17 protein-coding genes are annotated in these 20,136 nt (G+C 64.0%); 1 reads left to right on the forward strand and 16 read right to left on the reverse strand.

Annotated elements, in window-relative coordinates; all coding sequences use genetic code 11:
• Positions 1-47: 47 nt before the first annotated feature.
• The 3 genes from OKC44_RS08350 to OKC44_RS08360 form a co-directional block, all read right to left on the reverse strand.
• Entirely contained in the window at positions 48-1,301 is a 1,254-nt protein-coding gene (locus OKC44_RS08350; protein WP_270812218.1) for a D-amino acid dehydrogenase, read from the reverse strand.
• Between the two features lie 151 nt (positions 1,302-1,452).
• Positions 1,453-2,973: a cryptochrome/photolyase family protein gene (locus OKC44_RS08355; RefSeq protein WP_270812221.1), complete on the reverse strand. Its 1,521-nt coding sequence runs from the start codon at positions 2,971-2,973 to the stop codon at positions 1,453-1,455.
• Positions 2,973-3,137, reverse strand: a complete 165-nt coding sequence (locus OKC44_RS08360) for a DUF2256 domain-containing protein (RefSeq protein ID WP_270812223.1) — start codon at positions 3,135-3,137, stop codon at positions 2,973-2,975. Before OKC44_RS08360 ends, OKC44_RS08355 begins: the two co-directional genes overlap by 1 nt.
• Before the next feature lie 471 nt (positions 3,138-3,608).
• Here OKC44_RS08360 and OKC44_RS08365 point away from each other — a divergent pair, with 471 nt between their 5' ends.
• Positions 3,609-4,994 (forward strand): tryptophanase, encoded by a 1,386-nt coding sequence (locus OKC44_RS08365; RefSeq protein ID WP_270812224.1) that lies wholly within the window; start codon positions 3,609-3,611, stop codon positions 4,992-4,994.
• Positions 4,995-5,101: 107 nt separating this feature from the next.
• Here OKC44_RS08365 and pbpG read toward each other — a convergent pair whose 3' ends face one another.
• The 13 genes from pbpG to OKC44_RS08430 all read right to left on the reverse strand — a co-directional run bounded on the left by pbpG (position 5,102) and on the right by OKC44_RS08430 (position 20,107).
• The gene (gene pbpG, locus OKC44_RS08370; RefSeq protein WP_011706303.1) at positions 5,102-6,022 is read right to left on the reverse strand and encodes a D-alanyl-D-alanine endopeptidase; all 921 of its coding nucleotides are present in this window, start codon (positions 6,020-6,022) and stop codon (positions 5,102-5,104) included.
• 402 nt (positions 6,023-6,424) lie between these two features.
• Positions 6,425-6,880 (reverse strand): NUDIX hydrolase, encoded by a 456-nt coding sequence (locus OKC44_RS08375; RefSeq protein WP_270812226.1) that lies wholly within the window; start codon positions 6,878-6,880, stop codon positions 6,425-6,427.
• Positions 6,881-7,017: 137 nt separating this feature from the next.
• Positions 7,018-8,208 carry a heme lyase NrfEFG subunit NrfF gene (gene nrfF / locus OKC44_RS08380; RefSeq protein ID WP_270812228.1) on the reverse strand — a complete coding sequence of 397 codons (1,191 nt, stop codon included), beginning with the start codon at positions 8,206-8,208 and terminating at the stop codon, positions 7,018-7,020.
• Complete coding sequence (locus OKC44_RS08385) at positions 8,205-8,792, reverse strand: DsbE family thiol:disulfide interchange protein (protein ID WP_270812230.1); 588 nt, start codon at positions 8,790-8,792, stop codon at positions 8,205-8,207. Before OKC44_RS08385 ends, nrfF begins: the two co-directional genes overlap by 4 nt.
• Positions 8,789-10,750, reverse strand: a complete 1,962-nt coding sequence (gene nrfE, locus OKC44_RS08390) for a heme lyase NrfEFG subunit NrfE (protein ID WP_270812232.1) — start codon at positions 10,748-10,750, stop codon at positions 8,789-8,791. Before nrfE ends, OKC44_RS08385 begins: the two co-directional genes overlap by 4 nt.
• A gap of 162 nt (positions 10,751-10,912) precedes the next feature.
• A complete protein-coding gene (gene nrfD / locus OKC44_RS08395; protein ID WP_270812235.1) occupies positions 10,913-11,869 on the reverse strand; it encodes a cytochrome c nitrite reductase subunit NrfD in 957 nt (318 codons plus the stop codon).
• Positions 11,866-12,558, reverse strand: a complete 693-nt coding sequence (gene nrfC, locus OKC44_RS08400; RefSeq protein WP_130632454.1) for a cytochrome c nitrite reductase Fe-S protein — start codon at positions 12,556-12,558, stop codon at positions 11,866-11,868. The genes nrfD and nrfC overlap by 4 nt, the downstream gene beginning before the upstream one ends.
• A complete protein-coding gene (gene nrfB, locus OKC44_RS08405) occupies positions 12,555-13,169 on the reverse strand; it encodes a cytochrome c nitrite reductase pentaheme subunit (protein WP_011706296.1) in 615 nt (204 codons plus the stop codon). The genes nrfC and nrfB overlap by 4 nt, the downstream gene beginning before the upstream one ends.
• A 51-nt stretch (positions 13,170-13,220) precedes the next feature.
• Positions 13,221-14,666 carry an ammonia-forming nitrite reductase cytochrome c552 subunit gene (gene nrfA / locus OKC44_RS08410; RefSeq protein ID WP_270812239.1) on the reverse strand — a complete coding sequence of 482 codons (1,446 nt, stop codon included), beginning with the start codon at positions 14,664-14,666 and terminating at the stop codon, positions 13,221-13,223.
• Between the two features lie 576 nt (positions 14,667-15,242).
• Positions 15,243-16,445, reverse strand: coding sequence for an anaerobic glycerol-3-phosphate dehydrogenase subunit GlpC (glpC, locus tag OKC44_RS08415; protein WP_270812241.1), 1,203 nt, complete (start codon positions 16,443-16,445; stop codon positions 15,243-15,245).
• Positions 16,446-16,496: 51 nt separating this feature from the next.
• The gene (gene glpB / locus OKC44_RS08420; RefSeq protein WP_270812242.1) at positions 16,497-17,777 is read right to left on the reverse strand and encodes a glycerol-3-phosphate dehydrogenase subunit GlpB; all 1,281 of its coding nucleotides are present in this window, start codon (positions 17,775-17,777) and stop codon (positions 16,497-16,499) included.
• Positions 17,767-19,446: an anaerobic glycerol-3-phosphate dehydrogenase subunit A gene (gene glpA / locus OKC44_RS08425; RefSeq protein WP_270812243.1), complete on the reverse strand. Its 1,680-nt coding sequence runs from the start codon at positions 19,444-19,446 to the stop codon at positions 17,767-17,769. Before glpA ends, glpB begins: the two co-directional genes overlap by 11 nt.
• A 193-nt stretch (positions 19,447-19,639) precedes the next feature.
• Positions 19,640-20,107: a YchJ family protein gene (locus tag OKC44_RS08430; RefSeq protein ID WP_333563243.1), complete on the reverse strand. Its 468-nt coding sequence runs from the start codon at positions 20,105-20,107 to the stop codon at positions 19,640-19,642.
• Positions 20,108-20,136 lie beyond the last annotated feature (29 nt).

Raw genomic sequence — 20,136 nt, forward strand, 5'->3', positions numbered from 1 at the left:
AGGCACTCCCTCTTTGGGATGAAACGGGAAGAGACGGAGGAGAAGGCTCAGCCGTAGCGGGCCAGGGTAAGCCCTTCGTCGCTGATGGCGGTGTCACTGCCGCTGATGAGATCGCACAGCAGCTGGCCCGAGCCCGCCGCCATGGTCCAGCCCAGGGTGCCATGGCCGGTGTTGAGCCAGAGCCCGGGGATAGGGCTTGGGCCCACCAGCGGGGTGCCGTCCGGCGTCATGGGGCGCAGCCCGGTCCAGAAGTCGGCGCGGCTGATGTCGCCCCCCTCGGGGAAGAGATCGCCGACCACCATGGCCAGGGTGTCGTGCCGTTTCGGGTTGAGGGCCAGGTTGTAGCCCGACAGCTCCGCCATGCCGCCCACCCGGATCCGCTCATCGAAGCGGGTGATGGCCACCTTGTAGGTTTCGTCCAGCACGGTACTGCGCGGCGAGGCCTCGGCGTTGATCATCGGCAGGGTGAGGGAGTAGCCCTTGACCGGGTAGACGGGCAGATCGAGCCCGAGCGGGCGCAGGAACCCGGTGGCATAGCTGCCGAGGGCACAGACGATGGCGTCGGCCTTGAAGCGCTGCTCACCGGCCCGTACCGCCACGGCGCGTCCCTGTGCCAGCTCGATCTCGTCGATGGCGCAGTTGAACACGAACTTGACCCCCAGTCGCTGCGCTTCTGCTGCCATGGCCTTGGTGAAGCGGAAGCAGTCGCCGGTCTCATCGCCCGGCAGGCGCAGGCCGCCCACTATCTTGCCACGTACCCGGGCCAGTGCCGGTTCTGCCCCTTCACAGCCAGCGGCATCGAGGGACTGGTAGGGCACGCCGTACTCTTCCAGCACCTCGATGTCGCGCTTGCTGGCATCGAGCTGGGCCTGACTGCGAAACAGCTGCAGAGTGCCGAGCTGGCGCCCTTCATAATCGATGCTCAGCTCGTCGCGCAGCAGCTTCATGCAGTCGCGGCTGTATTCGGCCAGCCGCACCATGCGCCCCTTGTTGGCCGCATAGGCCGCCGGGGTGCAGTTGGCAAACATCTTCAGCATCCAGCGCAGCTGGAAGGGATCCGAGGTCGGTCGCACCGTGAAGGGGGCATGCTTTTGCAGCAGCCACTTGGCGGCCTTGAGGGGAATACCGGGGGCCGCCCAGGGGGCCGCGTAACCGGGGGAGATCTGGCCGGCATTGGCGTGGCTGGTTTCAAGGGCCACCCCGTCACGCCGCTCCAGCAGCGTCACCTTGTGACCCGCCTTGGCCAGATACCAGGCGCTGGTCACGCCGACCACGCCACCACCGAGTACCACTATGTCCATCTTGTCTCTCCTTGACTGGGGCCCTCACCTTAATCAGCCGCCACAGGATATTCAACTGGTGTAGATATAATTGGGATATATATCTATTTACATTTATTTAACTGGTTTTCAATGTTGAAAAGTGTGGACTTGTTGGCATTAGCTGTGGCAGTCAGAGCTGCTCCAGCCGGATCAGGTACTGCTCCGCCGTCGCCAGGATGGCGTGCTGCTGTTCGGCGGCCTGGCCATCCCAGTTGGCATAGGGGAGGGCGAGGCGGGGATTGCTGCCAAGTTTGTCCCGGTTGCGCCACAAAAAGTGCCAGTAGAGGCTGTTGAAGGGGCAGCTCCCGTCGCCGTGGCGGGATTTGACCTGATAGTGGCACCCCTTGCAGTAGTGGCCCATCCGCTCGAGATAGGCGCCGCTGCTGGCGTAGGGCTTGCTGCCCATCAGGCCGCCATCGGCAAACTGGCTCATGCCGCGGGTGTTGGGCAGCTCCACCCACTCGATGGCATCCACATAGATGCCGAGATACCAGGCATCCACCTCGTCAGGATCGATCCCCGCCAGCAGGGCAAAGTTGCCGGTCACCATCAGCCGCTGGATATGGTGGGCGTAGGCGTGCTCCAGAGACTGGCCAATGGCGTGGCGCACGCAGGCCATCTTGGTTTCGCCACTCCAGAAAAAGCCGGGTAGCGGCTGCTTGGCCCCCAGAAAATTGGTGCGCCGATAGTCGGGCATCTTTGCCCAGTAGAGGGCTCGCACGAACTCGCGCCAGCCGAGGATCTGGCGAATAAAGCCCTCCACTTGCGCCAGGGTGATGGCGGCCTGATTGGCCTGCCAGTGGGCTTCGGCGGCGCGGATCACCTCGAGCGGGTGGAGCATTTTGCTGTTGAGGGAAAATGACAGGCGGCTGTGAAACAGGCTCCAGCCCCGCTCGCTCAGGGCATCCTGATAGCGGCCAAAGTGGGGCAGGCAGTGCGCCAGAAAATGGGCCAGCAGCTCGCGGCTCTGACGCCGGTTGATGGGCCAGGGCAGGCTGCTGGCATCCGCCTCGCCGATGGTGCTGACCCCGTGGCGGGTCAGCATGGCATCGATGTCGCTCACCTCGTTGACAAAGGTGAGGGGGGCCGGGATCGGCTGACGCTCCGGCAGCTTGGCGCGGTTCTCGTCATCAAAATTCCAGCGCCCACCAAGGGGTTGGCCGCGCTCATCGAGCAGCACCCTGTATTGCTTTCGCAGGGCGCGGTAGAAGAACTCCATCCGGCTGTGGGGGTAGCGCTGCCAGCCATCGCGGGGGGTGAGAAAATGTTCGCTCTCCACCTCGGTGGCAGGGATGGCGAGGCCCGCCGCCCATGCTTGCAGCTGGCTGGCGAGGCGCCACTCGTCCGGGCTCTGCCAGGCAACGCTGTCGGCCTGATGCGCCGCGATCTGAGCTGCCAGCAGGCTGGGCAAGTCGGGCCAGCGGGCGCTCTCATCAAGGGTCAGGTAACAGACCCGGTGGCCCGCTTTGCCAAGGGCCGCCGCGAAGGCGCGCATGGCGGCAAAGAAGGCCAGCACCTTCTGGCGATGGTGGCGACAGTAGTCGGTCTCCTGGCGCAGCTCCGCCATCAGATAACAGGCAGCAGGATCCGGTGTGCGAAACCAGCTGTGACTGGCGTTCAGCTGATCGCCGAGCACGAGGCGCAGCTCCATCAGACGGGCTCCCCCTCAGGTTGCTGGCTGCGGTGACGAGCGCGGCGACAGCGCTCGCTGCAGTAGCGCACTTCCTCCCAGCAATTTGCCCACTTGCGCCGCCAGCTGAAGGGACGTTGGCAGACGGGGCAGATCTTCTCGGGCAGATGGGCTTTGCGATGCATGGGACTTCCGATGGTTGGCAAGGGGGCGGCGTGAACAGGGTCAAGTCAACGGGATAACAGCTTAACGAAGCTGGGAGCTGGGGGGATCACTGTTACCCGTATCGAGTCGGATGAGTGGACGCTTTGTGAGCAGGCGCACAGCCCGGCGGTGCGCCTCTTGTCTGCCAATTAACCTGCCGTTAACGTGGCGAGGCTACCTGCTGGCAGCACCCATCAATGGATCTTATTGGCCACCGACTGTTTACAACCGACATGGAGGGGAGTGATGCCAATCGTGACAGCTACGCCCCGGGCAGCCTGCCTGCTCGCCCACTGGTACACCCGGGATCCCATTCTGACCCTCGACTTTCCTCACCGCTGATTGGCGGCACCCGCCGTTTGAATTTGTCAGCCGGACGACCCTGATCGTCCCGGCCTCTTTGCCAATCCCGATTTCAAACACACTGGCGTTGCGCCGGTGAGGAGTCTTTTATGCGTCGTATACCCGAGCCGTTTCGTATCAAGATGGTCGAGCCCATCAAACAGACCACTGGCGCCGAGCGCCGCGCCGCCCTCGAGGCCGCTGGCTGGAACCCCTTCCTGTTGCTGGCCGAGGATGTCTATATCGATCTGCTGACCGACAGCGGTACCGGTGCCATGTCCGATCGCCAGTGGGCCGGCATCATGATGGGGGACGAAGCCTATGCGGGCAGCCGCAACTTCGTCGAGCTGGAGCACGCGGTGCGCGAGATTTTTGGCTACCAGCATGTGATGCCCACCCACCAGGGGCGCGGGGCGGAGCAGATCCTCTTCCCCGAGCTGGTCAAGCGTTGCCAGGGCAAGGCGCCGGTCTTCATCTCCAACTACCACTTCGACACCACCAAGGCCCACGTGGAGTTGGCTGGGGCGCGGGCCATCAACCTGCTCACCCCGAAGGCCCTAGACACCACGGCCCCCTACGCCTGGAAGGGGGATTTTGATCTCCCTCGCCTGAGCGACACCATCGAGACCCTGGGGGCCGATAACGTGGCCGGCATCATCATCACGGTCACCTGCAACAGCGCCGGCGGTCAGCCGGTCTCCATGGCCAATATGGAGGCGGTCTCCGAGCTGGCCCGTCGCCACCATATTCCGGTGGTGATCGACGCCGCCCGCTTCGCCGAGAACGCCTGGTTTATCAAGGAGCGGGATCCGGCCTATGCCAAGTGCAGCATCAAGGAGATAGTGCGCCAGATGTTCGCGCTGGGGGATATCTTCACCATGTCGGCCAAGAAGGACGGGTTGGTCAATATAGGCGGGCTCTGTTGCTTTAAAGAGGATCTCGACCTGTTTCGCGCGGTGCAGGTGCGCTGCGTGGCGATGGAGGGGTTTGTCACCTATGGCGGCCTCGCCGGACGGGACATGGCGGCGCTTGCCATCGGCCTGCGCGAGGGGATGGATGAGGAGTATCTGACTTATCGCATCGGTCAGGTGGCTTATCTCGGCGAGCGGCTGGCCGAGGCGGGCATCCCGATCCAGACCCCCACTGGCGGCCATGCGGTGTTTGTCGACGCCAAAAAACTGCTGCCCCATATTCCGGCCGAGCAGTTCCCGGCCCATGCGCTCGCCTGCGAGCTCTATCTGGAAGGAGGCGTGCGCGGGGTGGAGATAGGTTCCCTGCTGCTCGGGCGTGATCCCGCCACCGGCAAGCAGGAGGCGGCGGATTTCGAGCTGTTGCGGCTCACCATTCCGCGCCGGGTCTACACCCGGGATCACATGGACTATGTGGCCGACTGCCTGATCGCGGTGAAAGCGCGGGCCAGCGACATTCGCGGGCTCACCTTCGACTACGAGCCGCCGCTGCTGCGTCACTTCACCGCGCGGCTCAAGCCGGTCTGATTGCCAGCACTTTGGCGTCGTAGCCAGCGGATTTGTTCACAAGGCTCAACAACAAAAGCCCCCGCACCTGGATGCGGGGGCTTTTTTGACGAGGATGGTCGGGAGCGTTACTGGCTGCTGAACAGCTTGGTCTGGGGAGTGGACTGGGCGGTCAGGCTCATGCGACCGGAAGTCTCCAGCCAGGATTTGATCCGCTTGGCATCGGCCACCCGGGCATTGGGGGTATCGGCATTGAGCAGCACCATGATCACCGGCTCGCGGTTGATCTGGGTGGCCATCACCAGGCAGCGACCCGCCTCGCGGATATAGCCGGTCTTGGAGAGGGAGATGGGCCAGCTCCCTTCGCGCACCAGCCGGTTGGAGTTGAGGTAGTGCAACTGGCGCTTGCCGTTGCGCACCATGCGCTCCTCGGTGGAGGAGTACTGGCGAATGAGCGGATAGGTGGATGCCGCCGCCACCAGCTTGGCGAGATCGTGGGCGCTGGAGACGTTGCGAGGGGTGAGGCCGGTACTGTCGGAGAACTGGGTGCTCCACATGCCGAGCATGCGGGCCTTGGCGTTCATCGCCTCGATGAAGGCGCGCTGGCCACCCGGGTAGTTTCTGGCCAGCGCCGAGGCGGCGCGGTTTTCCGACGACATCAGGGCGATGTGCAGCATGTCGGCCCGGCTCAGGCGCGAGCCCACCGCCAGCCGCGACCCGGTACCCTTGAGGCGATCCACGTCGGCCATGGTGACGGTCAGCATTTCGGAGAGCCGCTGATTGGCATCGAGCACCACCAGCGCAGTCATCAGCTTGGTGATGGAGGCTATCGGCATCACCCGGTTGGCGTTGCGCTCCGACAGCACTTCACCGGTACGCGGGTTGGCCACCACGAAGGCGGCGGAGCTCAGCGCCAGATCGTTGCGCTGCTCCAGAAAGCTGTTGGGGGAGTGGGACTGGGCTGAAAACGGATTGGCCTGGGCGCTCTCCATGCTGACGGGAACAAGGAAGGCACCGAGCAACAGGGTAAGAAAAGGGCGAGTAATCATGATTTGACGCTACCGTACGGCTGACAGGGATATTTGGCTAAGTTATATGACGGTAATTGACGCTTCACAACGTCTAATGGCCCGATATTTCAATTTTATGGGATGGCGCACCTTGAAATAACGGCAATGGCGGCTATGGGTGGCTTCATACGAGTAACTATGGGGTGGGCAGGAGTGGGGAACCTGGTCGCGGCGCGCGGCTGGCGGCGCCCCCTGGCCGCCAGATAGTCACCCTTTTACCTCTCTCTGCTGTTTGTTTCCTTCCTCTCGTTCATTCTGGGTGATCATCTCTGCTGAAAACGGCCTGATCAGGGCCGGCAACATGTGCTGATGGTCGCCATGGCCGGATGTGGATCATCACAGGATCAAGGGGATAACGGCAGAGCTCTTGGCATGCGTCCGCTATGGTGCCATGGCCACCCGCATCAGCGCCGAGGGGCTGTTTTCGACAAAGTAGTGCCAGAGGTGATCATAGAGTGCCTGCTGGCCGGGGAAGCCTGCCAGCGCCTTGGCTTCGGTCAGGCTGCACCAGCGGTACTCGGTGTGCTCGTGATTGAGGGTCACCGCCTGCCTTGGCGGGCAGTAGACCACAAACACCGGCACCAGATAGACGGTGTTGGTGGCGTGCTCGTAAAACTGCTCCAGATACTGGCCGTTGTAGAGTTCGTGCACGACGATGCCGGTCTCCTCGCGAAATTCGCGCACTATGGTCTGCCAACCGGTTTCCCCCGCCTCGACCGTGCCCGCCACATGACACCAGAAGCCGCCCTTGACCCGTTTCATCATCAGCAACCTGGTCTCGCCCTGGCCGGTGGAGAGCGCGACGCCGGAGACGGCGTGACAGCGAATGGGGATCATGGGAGCGGCTCCAAAAACAGGTTCAATGGACGCCTATTGTTCGGCCGCCGACGGGAGGTTGGCAAGTGATTTCCCTGCCGGCGGCGTTTGTGCGGGCCAAACGTGACAGGGGCATTCAGCCCCAATCACGCGTGCGGTCAGCCTCCCATCATGCGGGCGGTCTGGATCGCTTCGATCAGCGCGGCCCGGTTGATGCGGGGGCGCTCCTCGTCCAGCAACTGCTGCCAGAGGGCGATGGCCTGGGAGTAGCGGCCGTGCAGGAAGTGATCGGAGGCGAGCAGCATCAGGGCGCTCACCTCGCCCTTGTCCTGCTTGAGCGCGCTATCGAGCAGGCGCAGCGCCTCGGGGGTCAGCTGCTGGCCCGCCTGGTAGTAGAGCACGGTCGCCTGGGCGGCCTGGGTCGCGGCGCTGGCGCCCCCCTCTTGCAGGGCGAGGCGCTGGTAGGCGAGCAGGGCGTTGGCGTACTCGTCCCGATAGAGATAGAGCTGGCCGAGCGCCGCCCAGCCGTCGAGATCGGCGGGGTTGGCTTGCAGGCGCTGGTGCAGGGCGCCCAGCTCCTTGTCCTGCAGATCCCGCGGGCTCAATCCTGCCAGCGGATCGGGGCGCGACTGATAAGCCTGCCACGCCTGATAGCGGCCGGTGCCGGCATAAATGCCGGCCATCAGCGCCAGCAGCAGGGCTCCAAGCAGTATCCATGACCGCAGCCAGGGCAGCGGATGGGCGGTGCGGTCCTTGGTCAGCCGCTCGCGCAGGGCCTGCTCGGCAGGTGGGGTGGCGTTGGCGAGGCGGGCCAGCTCCAGCTCCCGGTAGAGGCGGCTGTGGGGGGCAAGCCCCGCCTGCTGCTCGGCCATGATCAGCCGGTTCAGCTCGGCCCTGGGGTCGTGGGCGAGCATCCCTTCGGCTCTGTCGCCAATAAGCGGTACCCGCGCCGGTTGCCGGCGATGCAGACTCCTGCGCAGGCGATTGAGTGCCAGCAGCAGCAAGAGGGCGGGGCCGCCCCACAGCAGGGCCGTGCTGCGCTTGAAGGGGGGATCGTAGCGCACGAAATCGCCGAAGCGCTCCGTCATGCGGGCGATCACCTGCTCATCAGACTGTCCCTCGTCCACCCAGCGGTAGACCTCGAGCCGCAGATCCCGGGCGATGGGGGAGTTGGACTCCACCAGGTTCTGGTTCTGGCACTGGGGGCAGCGCAGGGCGCGGGCCAGCTCCTGAGCGCGGGTCTGCCGCTCGGGGTGGCGAAACTCATAGGTGTCGACCCCGCTGGCAAGGGCCCCGAGGCTCAAGGCCAGCAAGAGCGGCGCGATCAGGGCGTGGCCGAGGCGGCTCATGGCTTGCTCTCCTGCACTTGTCTCTTTACTTCTCTCTCCACTTCGGGCTGGCTAGCGATGTTGCTGCGGGCCTTTGCAAGCAGGGGGGCAAACTGGCGTTGCCAGATCTCCCGGGTGAGCAGGCCGGTATGACGGGTCAGCAGGGTACCGTCGCCGGCGAAGAGATAGGTTTCCGGCGTGCCATAGACGCCGAGCTCCAGGGCGAGTCGGCCGTCGGGGTCGGCCAGCACGGCACGATAGGGGTTGCCCGCCTCGGTGAGCCAGGCGCGGGCTGCGTCCCCCTTGTCCCGGTAGTTGAGGCCATAGAGGGGCACGGCGCTGGCCAGCTCACCCAGCAGCGGATGCTCGGCGCGGCAGTTGGGGCACCAGCTGGCCCAGACGTTGAGCACGAAGGGCTCCCCCTTGAGCGCCGCGGTGTAGATGGGGGCGCCGCCAAGCAGATCATCACTCTGCCAGGCAGGCAGAGTACGCCCTGGGACGGCCTCATCCTGGCTGTAGGGGTTGTTGCCAAGGCCGAGCCAGAGCAGGGCACCGAGCCCCAGGGTGAGCACGAGCGGCACGAACAGGCGCAGACGAGCGTTCATAAGGACTCCTGTTCAAGCCGAGGGTAGGGGGGGGGAGCTGGCGCAGGATGGCTAGCCAGCAGCGGCCGGCGGGCGAGCAGGCGCAGGGCGCCGCCCGCCATCATCAACAGGCCGCCGAGCCAGATCCAGCGTACCAGCGGCTTGTAGTGCAGCCGCATGGCATAGGCGCCGGGACCCATCTTCTCGCCAAGCACCACGTAGAGATCGCCGAGCAATCCCCATTTGATCCCGGGTTCGTTCATGTTCATGGTGCGCACGCTATAGTGACGCCGCTCCGGGGTTAGCCTGGCGACCTCTTTACCGTCCTTATGCACGCTCAAGGTGATGCGCTCGGCGGTGTAGTTGGGGCCGATGAGCGGCTCGCTCCCCTCATAGCGAAACTCGAAGGCGCCGAGCCGATAGGGCTGGCCTGCGGCGAGCACGGCGCCCCCCTCCTGGCTGTGGTGACTCACCTGCGCAATACCGAGGGCGCACACCGCCACCCCGAGGTGGGCCAGCAGGCTGCCGAACCGATTGAGGGTGAGCGCGCGCAGCGACGTCGGCTGCAAGAGCGGGAGCAGCAGGCTGGCCATCAGCCAGAGGCTCAGCACGTTGGCCGCGAGCCCCAGCCAGCCGGCCCGCAGCGGTTCGGGATAGGCGAGGCTCAGCAAGGCGCCCCCCAGCAGGCCGAACAGGCATGGGAGCAGCACCTTGATGCGGCGCTGGGCTGCCAGATGTTGCCAGCGCAGGCGCGGCAGCTGGGTCATCAGCGCCATCAGGCAGAGGGCCAGCGGCACGAAGATGGTATTGAAATAGGGGGCGCCCACCGAGAGTGAGCCCAGATGGAGCGACTGGAACACCATGGGGTAGAAGGTGCCGAGCAGCACGCTGGCGCAGGCCACGCTGAGCAACAGGATGGCTGCGCCGAGCAGCCCCTCTTTTGACAGCAAGCCAAAGCGGGCATAGGGGGCGCGAATGTCGGCCCGCAGGGCAAACAGGGTGAGGGCGCAGGTCAATAGCAAGCCGAGCAGCAACAAGAGGGTGAGGCCGCGGCTGGGGTCCACCGCAAAGGCGTGCACCGAGGTGAGCACCCCGGAGCGCACCACGAAGGTGCCGAGCAGGCTCAAGGAGAAGGTAAAGATGGAGAGCAGCAACACGGCGTGACCGTAAGCGCCGCGCTTCTCGCACACCACCAGGGCGTGCAGCAGGGCGGTACCGAGCAGCCAGGGCAAGAGGGAGGCATTTTCCACCGGATCCCAGAACCACCAGCCGCCCCAGCCGAGCTCGTAGTAGGCCCACCAGGAGCCCAGCAGGATGCCGGCGGTGAGAAACACCCAGGAGCCGAGCGCCCAGGGGCGGCTCCAGTGGGCCACGGCGCCATCGAGCCGACCCGAGTGCAGCGCCGCCATGGCGAAGGCGAAGTTGACCGCAAAGCCGACATAGCCGAGATAGAGCAGGGGCGGGTGGATGATGAGGCCGATATCCTGCAGCATGGGGTTGAGATCGCGCCCCTCCAGCGGCCCCGGGAACTGGCGGTCAAACGGGCTGGAGAAGATCAGGGTATAGAGGCCGAACAGCCCGACGATCAGCCCCATGATGGCCAGTACCCGGGTTGTAATAAGCGGATCGACCCGCTTGGAGCAAAGAGCCACCAGCGCGCCCCACAGCCCCAGCGCAAAGACGAAGAAGAGCATGGAGCCCTCGTGGCCGCCCCACACCGCCGCCAGCTTGAAGCCCAGCGGCAGGGCGCTGTTGGCGTGCTGGGCCACATAGACCAGGGTGAAGTCATCGAGGCCAAAACAGCTGGTGAGCAGCAGCAGGGCGGCCAACAACAGGAGCGCGACCAGGAGGGCCAGCGGTGCTGCGCAGCCGAGCAGCGGCCGTGAGGCGAGCCGCAGCCCCAGCCAGGGCAGGGTGCCTTGCAGCAGGGCGAGCCCGGTCGCCAGCAACAGTGAGAGATAGCCGAGCTCCGCCAGCACACAACCTCCAGTCAATCATTCGTCTATGTTATGCCGCAGCGTCTGCACCGTACCGGCGCTGGGGGATAACATCCACATTTCTGGCAACAATCAATCGCAACAACTCATCGCAACAAATAAGCGCCAGTCGCCCGAGGGCGGCTGGCGCTTGTGACCTGTTTCTTATACCACCGTCATTTGGCCGGCATAGAGCACGAAGTAGCGCAGCAGCAGTATCCCCACCAGGGTCAGGCTGCAGACCAGCACCAGATAGCCGTTTTTGGCCCGCAGTGGCGCCGGGGCCAGCAGGGCCAGCAACTGGGGCAGCAGCATGCCGATGCCCACCACCCCGAGCCAGAATACCTGAGCCCAGAAGCCGCTGCCGATGGCGGCCCACATGGCTGCCTCCTTCTGGCCGCCACCGAAGTAGAGGCCGGTAAAGAAGCAGACCAGCAGCAGCACCTCCATCGCCAGCACCGGCCGCTCAAAGCGGTGCACGAAGCTCACCCCCTGGCTGTGATGGTTCTCCTTGAACAGGGTGACCGCCAGCAAGATGGTGGAAGCGATGCCGGAGCTGACGCCGGAGATGAGGAACAGCACCGGCAGCACCGGGTTGTTCAACAGCGGATAGGTCTTGAGCGCCGACAGCAGAAAGCCGGTGTAGGCCCCCAACAGCACGGCGAGCAGCAGCAAGAGCGGCGCCAGCAGCCGCTCAAAGCGTGCCAACAGGGCGATCAGCCCATCCACAAAGGCGAGCTTCTCTTGCAGCAGGTGACGGCGCAAGGTCTCGATCTCGGAGCGAAACACCACCGCCAGCCAGGCGAACAGCACCGCCATGTAGACCTGAAACAGCATGACCCCCATGGACATCACGGAGTCGAACTGGTAGTGGAACATCAGCTTCCAGAAGGTCCAGGGGCGGGCCAGGTGGAAGATAAGGATCAGTAACCCCAGCACCACGCTCACAGGCGCCAGAATGGCGGTCGCCTTGATGATGCCGCTCTCGCTGCCGGCTCCCTTGCGGCGCAGCAGCACCGAGAGGGTGGTGGCCCCGGCGGAGATGCCGAGCAGAAAGAGATAGATGGCGATGGGCCAGTCCCAGACAAGTGAAGGGAAGTGAAATGCCTCTTGCATGGTCATGACTTTATCTCCCCTTTGGGCACGCGGTACATCTTGGGCGAGGTGCCGAGTGCCTGCTTGTAGCGATAGGTGGTCTCCTTCACCAGCCGTTTGGCGATGGGGCTGTCCGGGTCATCCAGATTGCCGAACACCAGCGCCTTGGTAGGGCAGGATTCCACGCACGCCGGCTCCTTGCCCGCCGCCAGGTTGGTCTTGCGGCAAAAGTCGCACTTGTCGGCAACCTTGGTCACAGGGTTGATAAAGCGCACCTGATAGGGGCAGGCGGCCAGACAGTACATGCAGCCGACGCAGAGATCCGGGTTGACGTCGACGATGCCATCCTCCTTGCGGATATGGGAGGCACCGGTCGGGCAGACGTGCACGCAGGGGGCGTTGTCGCAGTGCTGGCAGGACTTGCGAAAGAAGTGGTACTCGGCATCGGGGAAGGTGCCGATGGGACCGGAGCGGATGATCTCGAGGCGCGAGACCCCCTCTGGCACCTGATTCACCTCCCGGCAGGCATCCATGCAGGCGGTACAGCCGATGCAGGCCGTCTCGTCGTGGATCATGCCGTAGCGGATCCCGTCGATGGTCTGGCTGTGGGCGAGGGTGGTGGCAAGGGAGCGGGTGTTGGCACGAGCAGCCCCCGTCATCATGATGAGGGCCCCCGCGCTCATCCCCGCCATGAAGTGACGGCGAGAGCAGCTCATTGTGCCTCCTTGCCCGAGGTGGTGTTCGCCTTGGCCGCCTTGACGGCCTCATGCTGCTTGCTGTGGCAGTCGACGCAGAGCTTGATGCGGGACTTCTCCGGGATCGCCACCATGGGCTCCTTGGCCGGGTGCAGCTGGTGGCAGCTGGTGCAGGTGAGCTTGGTGGCGTGCACGTCGTGGGCCCAGAGTGCCTCGCGCAGCGGTTTGGGCTCGTGACAGCTCATGCAGACCCCGTTCTGCTCGGCGATGGGGTAGCTCTCGGTACTCTGTTTGTCCTTGAAGCTGTCGCTAAAGCGCATCACATCCTTGACCCCTTCCCGGTGTTTGGGGGAGGGCTGACCATGGCAGTTGGTGCAGGTGACCGGCGCCAGGTTGTTGGGGTTGGTCGCCTGGCCGTGCTTGCCGTGCATGCCGTATGCCTGCTCCTTGTGGCAGTCGGTACAGGCGGCATCGGGATTGCGCAAAAACTCCACCTCATGTGTAGCAGAGACAGGTGTGGCAGAGAGGGCCGCAGGGGCGTTCGCCGCATCGGCTGCCTGACCCTGCAGGCTGGTCAGCAGCATGGCTGCCATCAGCATCAGTCGTAAGAAATCCATTGTTAAATCACCCATAGGAAGCCTCCATCCGGCTGCGGGCCCGACACTGCGGGCCCGCATGCCTCGTCATTGTGCGAGCCGTCCGGCCGCTTTGGCCTCGGCATCCCAGGCGGGGACTGTGGTCTTGAGGAACTGGGCCTTGTCGCTGTTCATCTGCTTCATGTCCATGCCAAGAGCGGCCTGGGCCTTCTCCTTGCTGGAAATGTCAGGAATGGCGATCTCGTGGCTGATCCCCTTGGCGGCCAACAGGCGTGCCAGCTTGGTGCGGGCATCGGCGGCCTTGTCCAGGGCGGTTCCCAGCATGCGCAGCGCCACTTCCGGGGCGTGCATCTGCACCCCGTGGGAGGCGATGGAGAAGTCCCAGCGCCATTGGGCGTGACGGATGTCCTGCAGAATGTCCTTCATCTCGGCCTCGGTGGCGCCGGCATCCCAGGCGGCCTTGGCTTCAAAGTGGGCGTGCACCAGCTGCTTCTCGACTTTGAGCTTGATCTCGGTGACGGCATCCTTGCGCTGCTTGACCACCCCTTGCAGCATCTCCTTGCTCTGGGTGTGGCAGTTGCGGCAGGTCTGGTCGAAGCGATCGAAGGGGTTGCCTACCTTGTGATCGGTGTAGACCTTGCCCTGCTCGTTCTGCACCTTGGGCATGTGGCAGTCGACGCAGGCGACGTTGTTCTGGCCGTGAATGCCGGCGCGCCAGGTCTCGTACTCGGGGTGCTGGGCTTTGAGTATGGGGGTCTTGGAGAGGGCATGGGTCCAGTCGGCAAAGCCTATTTCATCGTAATACTGCTCCATCTGCTCCACTGTGGTGCCCTTGTCCCAGGGGAACTTCACCGCCTTGGTGGGGCCGCTGAAGTAGTACTCCACGTGGCACTGGCCGCACACCTGGGACTGCTGATCAAAGCGCCCCTGCTCCTTGAACGGCTTGCCGATGGCGGTCATGGCCCGGTCGGCATAGGGACGGGAGAGGTGCAGGGCGGGTTTCCCCTCCTTGAACTCTTTCGAGGCGGTGTCGTGGCAGTCGGCGCAGCCGATGGTGTTGACGATCTCGGGTCCGCCTTTTGCCCACATCCCCTTGAAGTAGCCATCCTCACCTTTCTCGTCGATGACGCGGGCCACGTCCGGGCCTTTGCAGCTCCAGCAGGCCATGGGCAACGGACCGTCTTCGGCGGTCTTGGGGGCGCCGGTACGCAGGGTTTCCCGCACGTCGGTCAGCGCATAGAAGTGGCCGCGCGGCTTGTTGTAATCCTTGGAGAAGGGGTAGCCGGCCCAGAGCACCACCATCTGCGGATCTTCCGCCAGGGCGTCGGTGCGTTCCTTGCTCTCGCTGGTGCCTTTCCAGCTGGTGAACTGATCGGCGTGATCCTTGGCGAACAGCTCGCTGCGCGCCTCGATCTTGCCCTTGGGTTGTGCCTCGTCGGCCGCCTGTGCCCAGCCGCTGGTGCCAAGGCAGGTGGTAAGCAGCAGGGCGGCGAGGCCCAGCCTGGTCTGTCTGTTGTGTGAACTCACGATCATCACTCCCAAATCGATCTCATTGCCAAGCCTGACCGTTCCATCCTGGATGTGGGCATCAGCCCCCGCACTAGGCAGGAGCAGGCAGGCCGATTAATTGTTATTAGTGAATAAAACCCATGTATTTATGCGATTGCTCGAGCTGGATATTACCAAATGGGTAAAACGAATGATGATTTATCGGGAGCGGGATTGCGCTAGATCAATTGTCGGAGCAGGCAACAAGCGGAAATGAGACCCCGGTTAAATTATGAGGAAACTCAACTTATTGCATCATTGTTAACGCGGTGCACCACGCACCCTGGCGGCCATGGCCCGCCAGCCCGCGTCCTGCAAGGGAATGTGCGTCAAATGGCGCGAGCTGTATTCATTTAGGGATAGAAAATTCCCTGTGAATAGATATGCATTATTAAGATCGGGGAAGGGAGCCATGATGATCCCCTGATTGCCGGATTCAATCAGTGGACTGTCCATGGATACCATGGCCTATTCGAACGATGATCCAGTAAAAAGAGCCGGCAATAGCCGGCTCTTTTTCTATCTGGTGTTTGCTCACCAGTGGATAAGGAGGTGCTCCTCTCACGCCAAGGCTTTGGCCAGCAGGTGGATGGGGTGTTCACAAGGGAACGGTGTGCTCATCTCGATCTGCCATTTGCAGGTCTCGCAGTCGGTGATGACCAGATCGGGCTTGAGCCGGTTTATCTGATCAAACAGTCCTTCGCCGATGGCCTGACTGGTCTGGTAGTTCTCCGACTTGAAGCCGTAGGTGCCGGCGATGCCGCAGCACTGGGACTCCAGCACGGTCACCTTGACCCCGGGGATGGCGCGCAGCAGCTCGAGGGTATAGATGACGCCGCCCATCTTCTCCATGTGGCAGGGGGTGTGGTAGGCGATGTGCAGATTGAGCGGCTTCATCGCCGGCTTGTTGCCCTTGTAGAACTCGTTCCACAGGAAGCGGGTCACCAGCGAGATGCGATCGCGCACCTTGTGGTTGTCCTGCTCCAGCAGATGGGGATATTCGTCGCGCAGGGTGAAGCCGCAGGTGGAGGAGGTGGCCAGCAGCGGCATCTCGTTGCCGAGCAGGGTGTTCTCCAGCTGCTTGATGTTGAAGGCCGCCTGCTGCTTGGCCTTGTCCATGAAGCCGTTGGCAATCAGCGGCACGCCGCAGCACTTCTCCCGCTCCAGCAGCTGGACGCCGATGTTCATGGCGTTGAGCACCTTCACCAGCTCCTTGCCAAGCTGCGGGTGGTTGTAGTTGACGTAGCAGCCGTGGAAGTAGGCGATCTGGCGCTCGAAGCGGGCCTGACTCGCTTTCTGCTTCTTGTACCAGCCGCGGAAGGTGCCCTGGGAGTATTTGGGCAGGTCGCGGTGGGAGGAGACCCCCAGCGCCTTGTCCAGCACCAGCTTCATCGGCTTGAGGCCGGTGGTGAAGTTGACCACCGGGGCCATCAGGGTGGACATACTGCCCATCAGATCGGTGTGGGAGAGCACAAACTCGCGGATCCCCGGCTTGAAGCCGCTGTACTGGTGCTTGGCCTTGGCGATGATGTCGCCGATGCGCACCCCGCTCGGGCAGGCCACTTCGCAGCGCTTGCAGTTGGTGCAGTACTTGAGGGCGCTGTCAAAGAGCTCGGGGCTCTTGATGCGCAGCCGCTCCCCATCCGGGCCTGCCTGCTTGGGGCCTGGGTAGGCCGGGTTGGCCTTGGCCACCGGGCAGTAGGCGGTACAGACGGTGCATTTGATGCACTGATCGAAGGTTTGGTTGGCATGATCCAGTAGCATGTCAGTTCTCCTCCCGTTGGGCGTGAAGGCACGGGATATGGGACAAAATCATCATTGGGCTGAACTCAAAATGTGACCGGCAGCCTGCCAGCCGGTGGCAACTGCCACGCCGGAGCCGGAACCTTCTTTAATGGGGTCATAGTGCGCCAGCACGCTGCCGGCGCCGTAGAGGTTGGTGAGCGGCTTGCCGCCACGCAGCACCCTGAGCTTGTCGTCGGTCTTGACCCCGAAGCCCATGAAGGGGTGGTGGTCGAACAGGCGACGGCCGGCCCAGGCGTCCCGCTCGGGCAGGCTCAGCACGTCGGCGTTGAAGATGGGCTCGCGAATGCCGCGCAGGCGGGACTCCAGCCCGCGGCTGAAGAAGCTGCCGGAGGCGAGCACGAAGTGGTCCGCCTCGAACAGCTGATCGTCGCCATTCTGGCTGTGCACGCCAATCACCCGGTCACCGTCATAGCGGGCGCCCAGCACCCGCTCGCTGGTGAGGAAGGTGCCGCCAAGGGCCATGAAGCGGCGCTTGAGCGCCTCCTGCATCCGCATGCCGATCAGTGAGGGCGGCATGGTGGCTACCTCTTTGATGATGCAGCCGGTGCGCTGCTCCAGCTCCGCCAGGCGCGGGCCGACCAGTCCCAGCGACAAGCAGGCGGGCAGCACCAGGTGGTGGCAGCGCGGCTCGCCGCTCTCTTGCACCAGGCGGCTGATCTCGCGGGCCAGATCCGTCAGCAGGTCACGCTGGCCATTGCCCTGCTTGTCGAACAGGCGGGCGATGTCGGCGGAGCGAAACTCGTGGGGATTGCGGCTGAACTCGGCCAGCTGGGGCAGGCGGAGCTCCCCGGTCAGGATGCGGCAGTGGGCGAAGCGGGGGTGGGTCGCCAGGTTGGCGGCCGCGAGCTCAGGGTGAAAGTCGCGAAATCCCTCCAGGGTGGCCAGCAGGATGGCGTCGGGGGCCGGCGCATCGGTCACGCAGGCGCAGGTGTCGGGGGAGAGCCAGGTGGCTTTGAGGGTGCCGATGGGGGTCAGCCGCTGGTGGTTGCGCTCCTGGCGAAACAGCGGCAATCCCTGCGCGGCGCAGTGGCGCTGCAGATCATCGAGGCTCGCCGCGATATGGGTCAGCCCCACCTTGTTGTAGGGATGCTCGGGGTTGGCGGCCATGAAGGCGGGCAAGGCGGCGCGGGGATCCCCCTCGCTCTCCAGCAGATCGACCGAGCCGGAGGAGAAGTGCAGGGCGCTCTGGCCAGAGGCCATCAGCAGGGTCTTCTGGCCGGCCTCGGCCAGGCGCAGGGCCGCCGAGAGGCCCGCCATGCCGCCGCCGATAACGATGCTGTCAAATTTCATGGCTGCGGTCCTTGGTGGGGGTTGCGGTGCTGGCGTCGAGCGGGAAGGGCGGCTCGGCCACCAGGTGGGGGGCCGTCCACTCGCCAAGGCCGAACAGCCCCTCGTAGATCCAGTAGGTAAATTCAGCTTCGCGCAGGGCATCGCCCCACAGCACCGGCCGGGTGCCCTTGTAGCGCTCCTCCAGGAACTGGCGCAGCATGACGCAGGCCTGACGGCCATCGGCCTTGCCATACTCCTGCATCAGGCCGGCGGCGCGATAGGCGCACAGCTCCCCCTGACAGGGGCCCATGCCGAGGCGGGTGCGGCGGCGCAGATCCACCAGGTTGTCCACATCCAGCTCGCGCAGGGCGTATTCAATCTCGCCGGCGGTGACCATCTCGCACTCGCAGATGAGGGCGTTGGCCTTGGGGTTGTCGCGGAAGAAGGCGATGACCCGCTCGCCGTGGCGGTACTGGGCCGAGCCTTCGGCCGGCACCGAGAGGCCGGGGGCGGAGACCTTCTCCGGATCCCGTGAGCCGGGCAGGCTCAGTTCGGCGGTGCGGCAGGGCTTGCTGTTGCCCAGCTTCTTGGCCAGCAGATCGGTGGCCCATTCGGCCATCAGCCGGTAGGTCATCAGCTTGCCGCCAGTGATGGTGTTGAACCCTTTGAGACCGTCACGTTCGGCGTGATCCAGCAGCACTATGCCACGGCTGATGTTGCGGCCGGACTCGTCACCATCCACCGCCACCAGCGGGCGCACCCCTGCATAGGCGCGCAGCAGACGGGTGCGAGCCATGATGGGGGCGAGCTTGATCCCCTCGCGCAGCAGCACCTCCACCTCTTCGGGCTCGACGGTGAGCTGGTCAATCTTGTGGTAATCGATGCGACTCGAGGTGGTGCCGATGAGGGAGATGGTATCGCCCGGCACCAGGATGTCCGCGTCCGCCGGTTTGCGGGCGCGGTTGAGCACCAGCTGATTGATGCGGTAATCCATGATGAGCAGGGAGCCCTTGGCCGGGAACATGCGGATGCCGAGATCGGCGTACTCGCAGATCTGCTGGCCCCAGATGCCGGCGGCGTTGATCACCTCCTGGCACTCCACCTCGAACGCTTCACCGGTGCGGGTGTTGATCGCCTTGACCCCGTGCACCCGATCCTGAGTGCGCAAAAGCCCGAGCACCTTGCTGTGGGTGAAGATGCGGGCGCCGTGCTCCTTGGCATCCAGCACGTTGGCGGCGGCCAAGCGGAAGGGATCGACCGTGCCGTCCGGCACCTGGATGGCACCGATCAGCGCTGGGTTGACGTTAGGTTCGAGGCGCAGCGCATCGGCGGGATCCAGCTGGCGGGCGTCAATGCCAGCCAGGGCGCAGGCGTCCATGAAGGTATTTTGAAAATTGATGTCATCTTCCGGCAGGGTAATGAAGAGGCCGCCGGTGTCCTCGACGCAGTGGCTGGCGATCCGCTTGAGGATGCGGTTCTCCTGAATGCACTCGCGGGCGGACTCCTGATCCGTCACCGCGTAGCGGGCGCCGGAGTGGAGCAGGCCGTGGTTGCGGCCCGTGGTGCCGGCGGCGATGTCGTCCCGCTCAAGCAGGATGCAGTCGATGCCGCGCAGTGCGCAATCGCGCATGATGCCGGCTCCGGTGGCGCCACCCCCTATGATGACGACTTGTGTGGTTATTCTTTTCATTCTTGCCCGTCTCATCTCTTCCAGATGGTGCCAGTGTGGCCTGTCTCTGGGCGAAAATGTTTGATATGGGCCAAGTTAATGTTCGCAAACGCTCAATTTACGGGGTGTTAATGAGCAAATCGTGATTGTTGTCACACTCCAGCAACAGCAGAGGGGGCCACTGGGCCCCCTCTGTCGACACGAGTCGCGGCGCTCAGCCGCAGCACTTCTTGAACTTCTTGCCGCTACCGCAGGGGCAGGGGTCGTTGCGCCCCACCCGCAGCGGCGCCGGATCCTGCTCGCCGTCGGTGTAGACCCAGCGCCCCTGATGGCGCATGAAGCGGGAGCGCTCATGCAGGCAGTGGCGTGCTTCACCTTCCACGAACCAGGCCTTGAACTCCACCATGCCGAGGGTGTCAGCGGGGCCGCCCTGGCTGGCGATGATCTCGAGCCCATCCCATTGGGTGTCGGTCTGGGAGAGCTGCTCCGCAGTCAGATCCCCCAGATAGTCAGGGTGCCAGCTGTGCACCAGGTACTCCCCCAATCCCAGTACGAAGGCGCTGTAGCGCGAGCGCATCAGCTGCTCCGGGGTCTGGGCGGTGGCGCCCCGATGCAGTGATCCACAGCACAATTCGAGAGAAAGAGTTGAACCGCAAGGACATTTGTTCATGTGTCTGGCCATCAGAGTCGATAGATATAGAGGGCGGGGAT

Origin of the sequence: Aeromonas sp. S41-2 (genome assembly GCF_027705845.1) — a bacterium.
GTDB lineage: Bacteria > Pseudomonadota > Gammaproteobacteria > Enterobacterales > Aeromonadaceae > Aeromonas > Aeromonas hydrophila.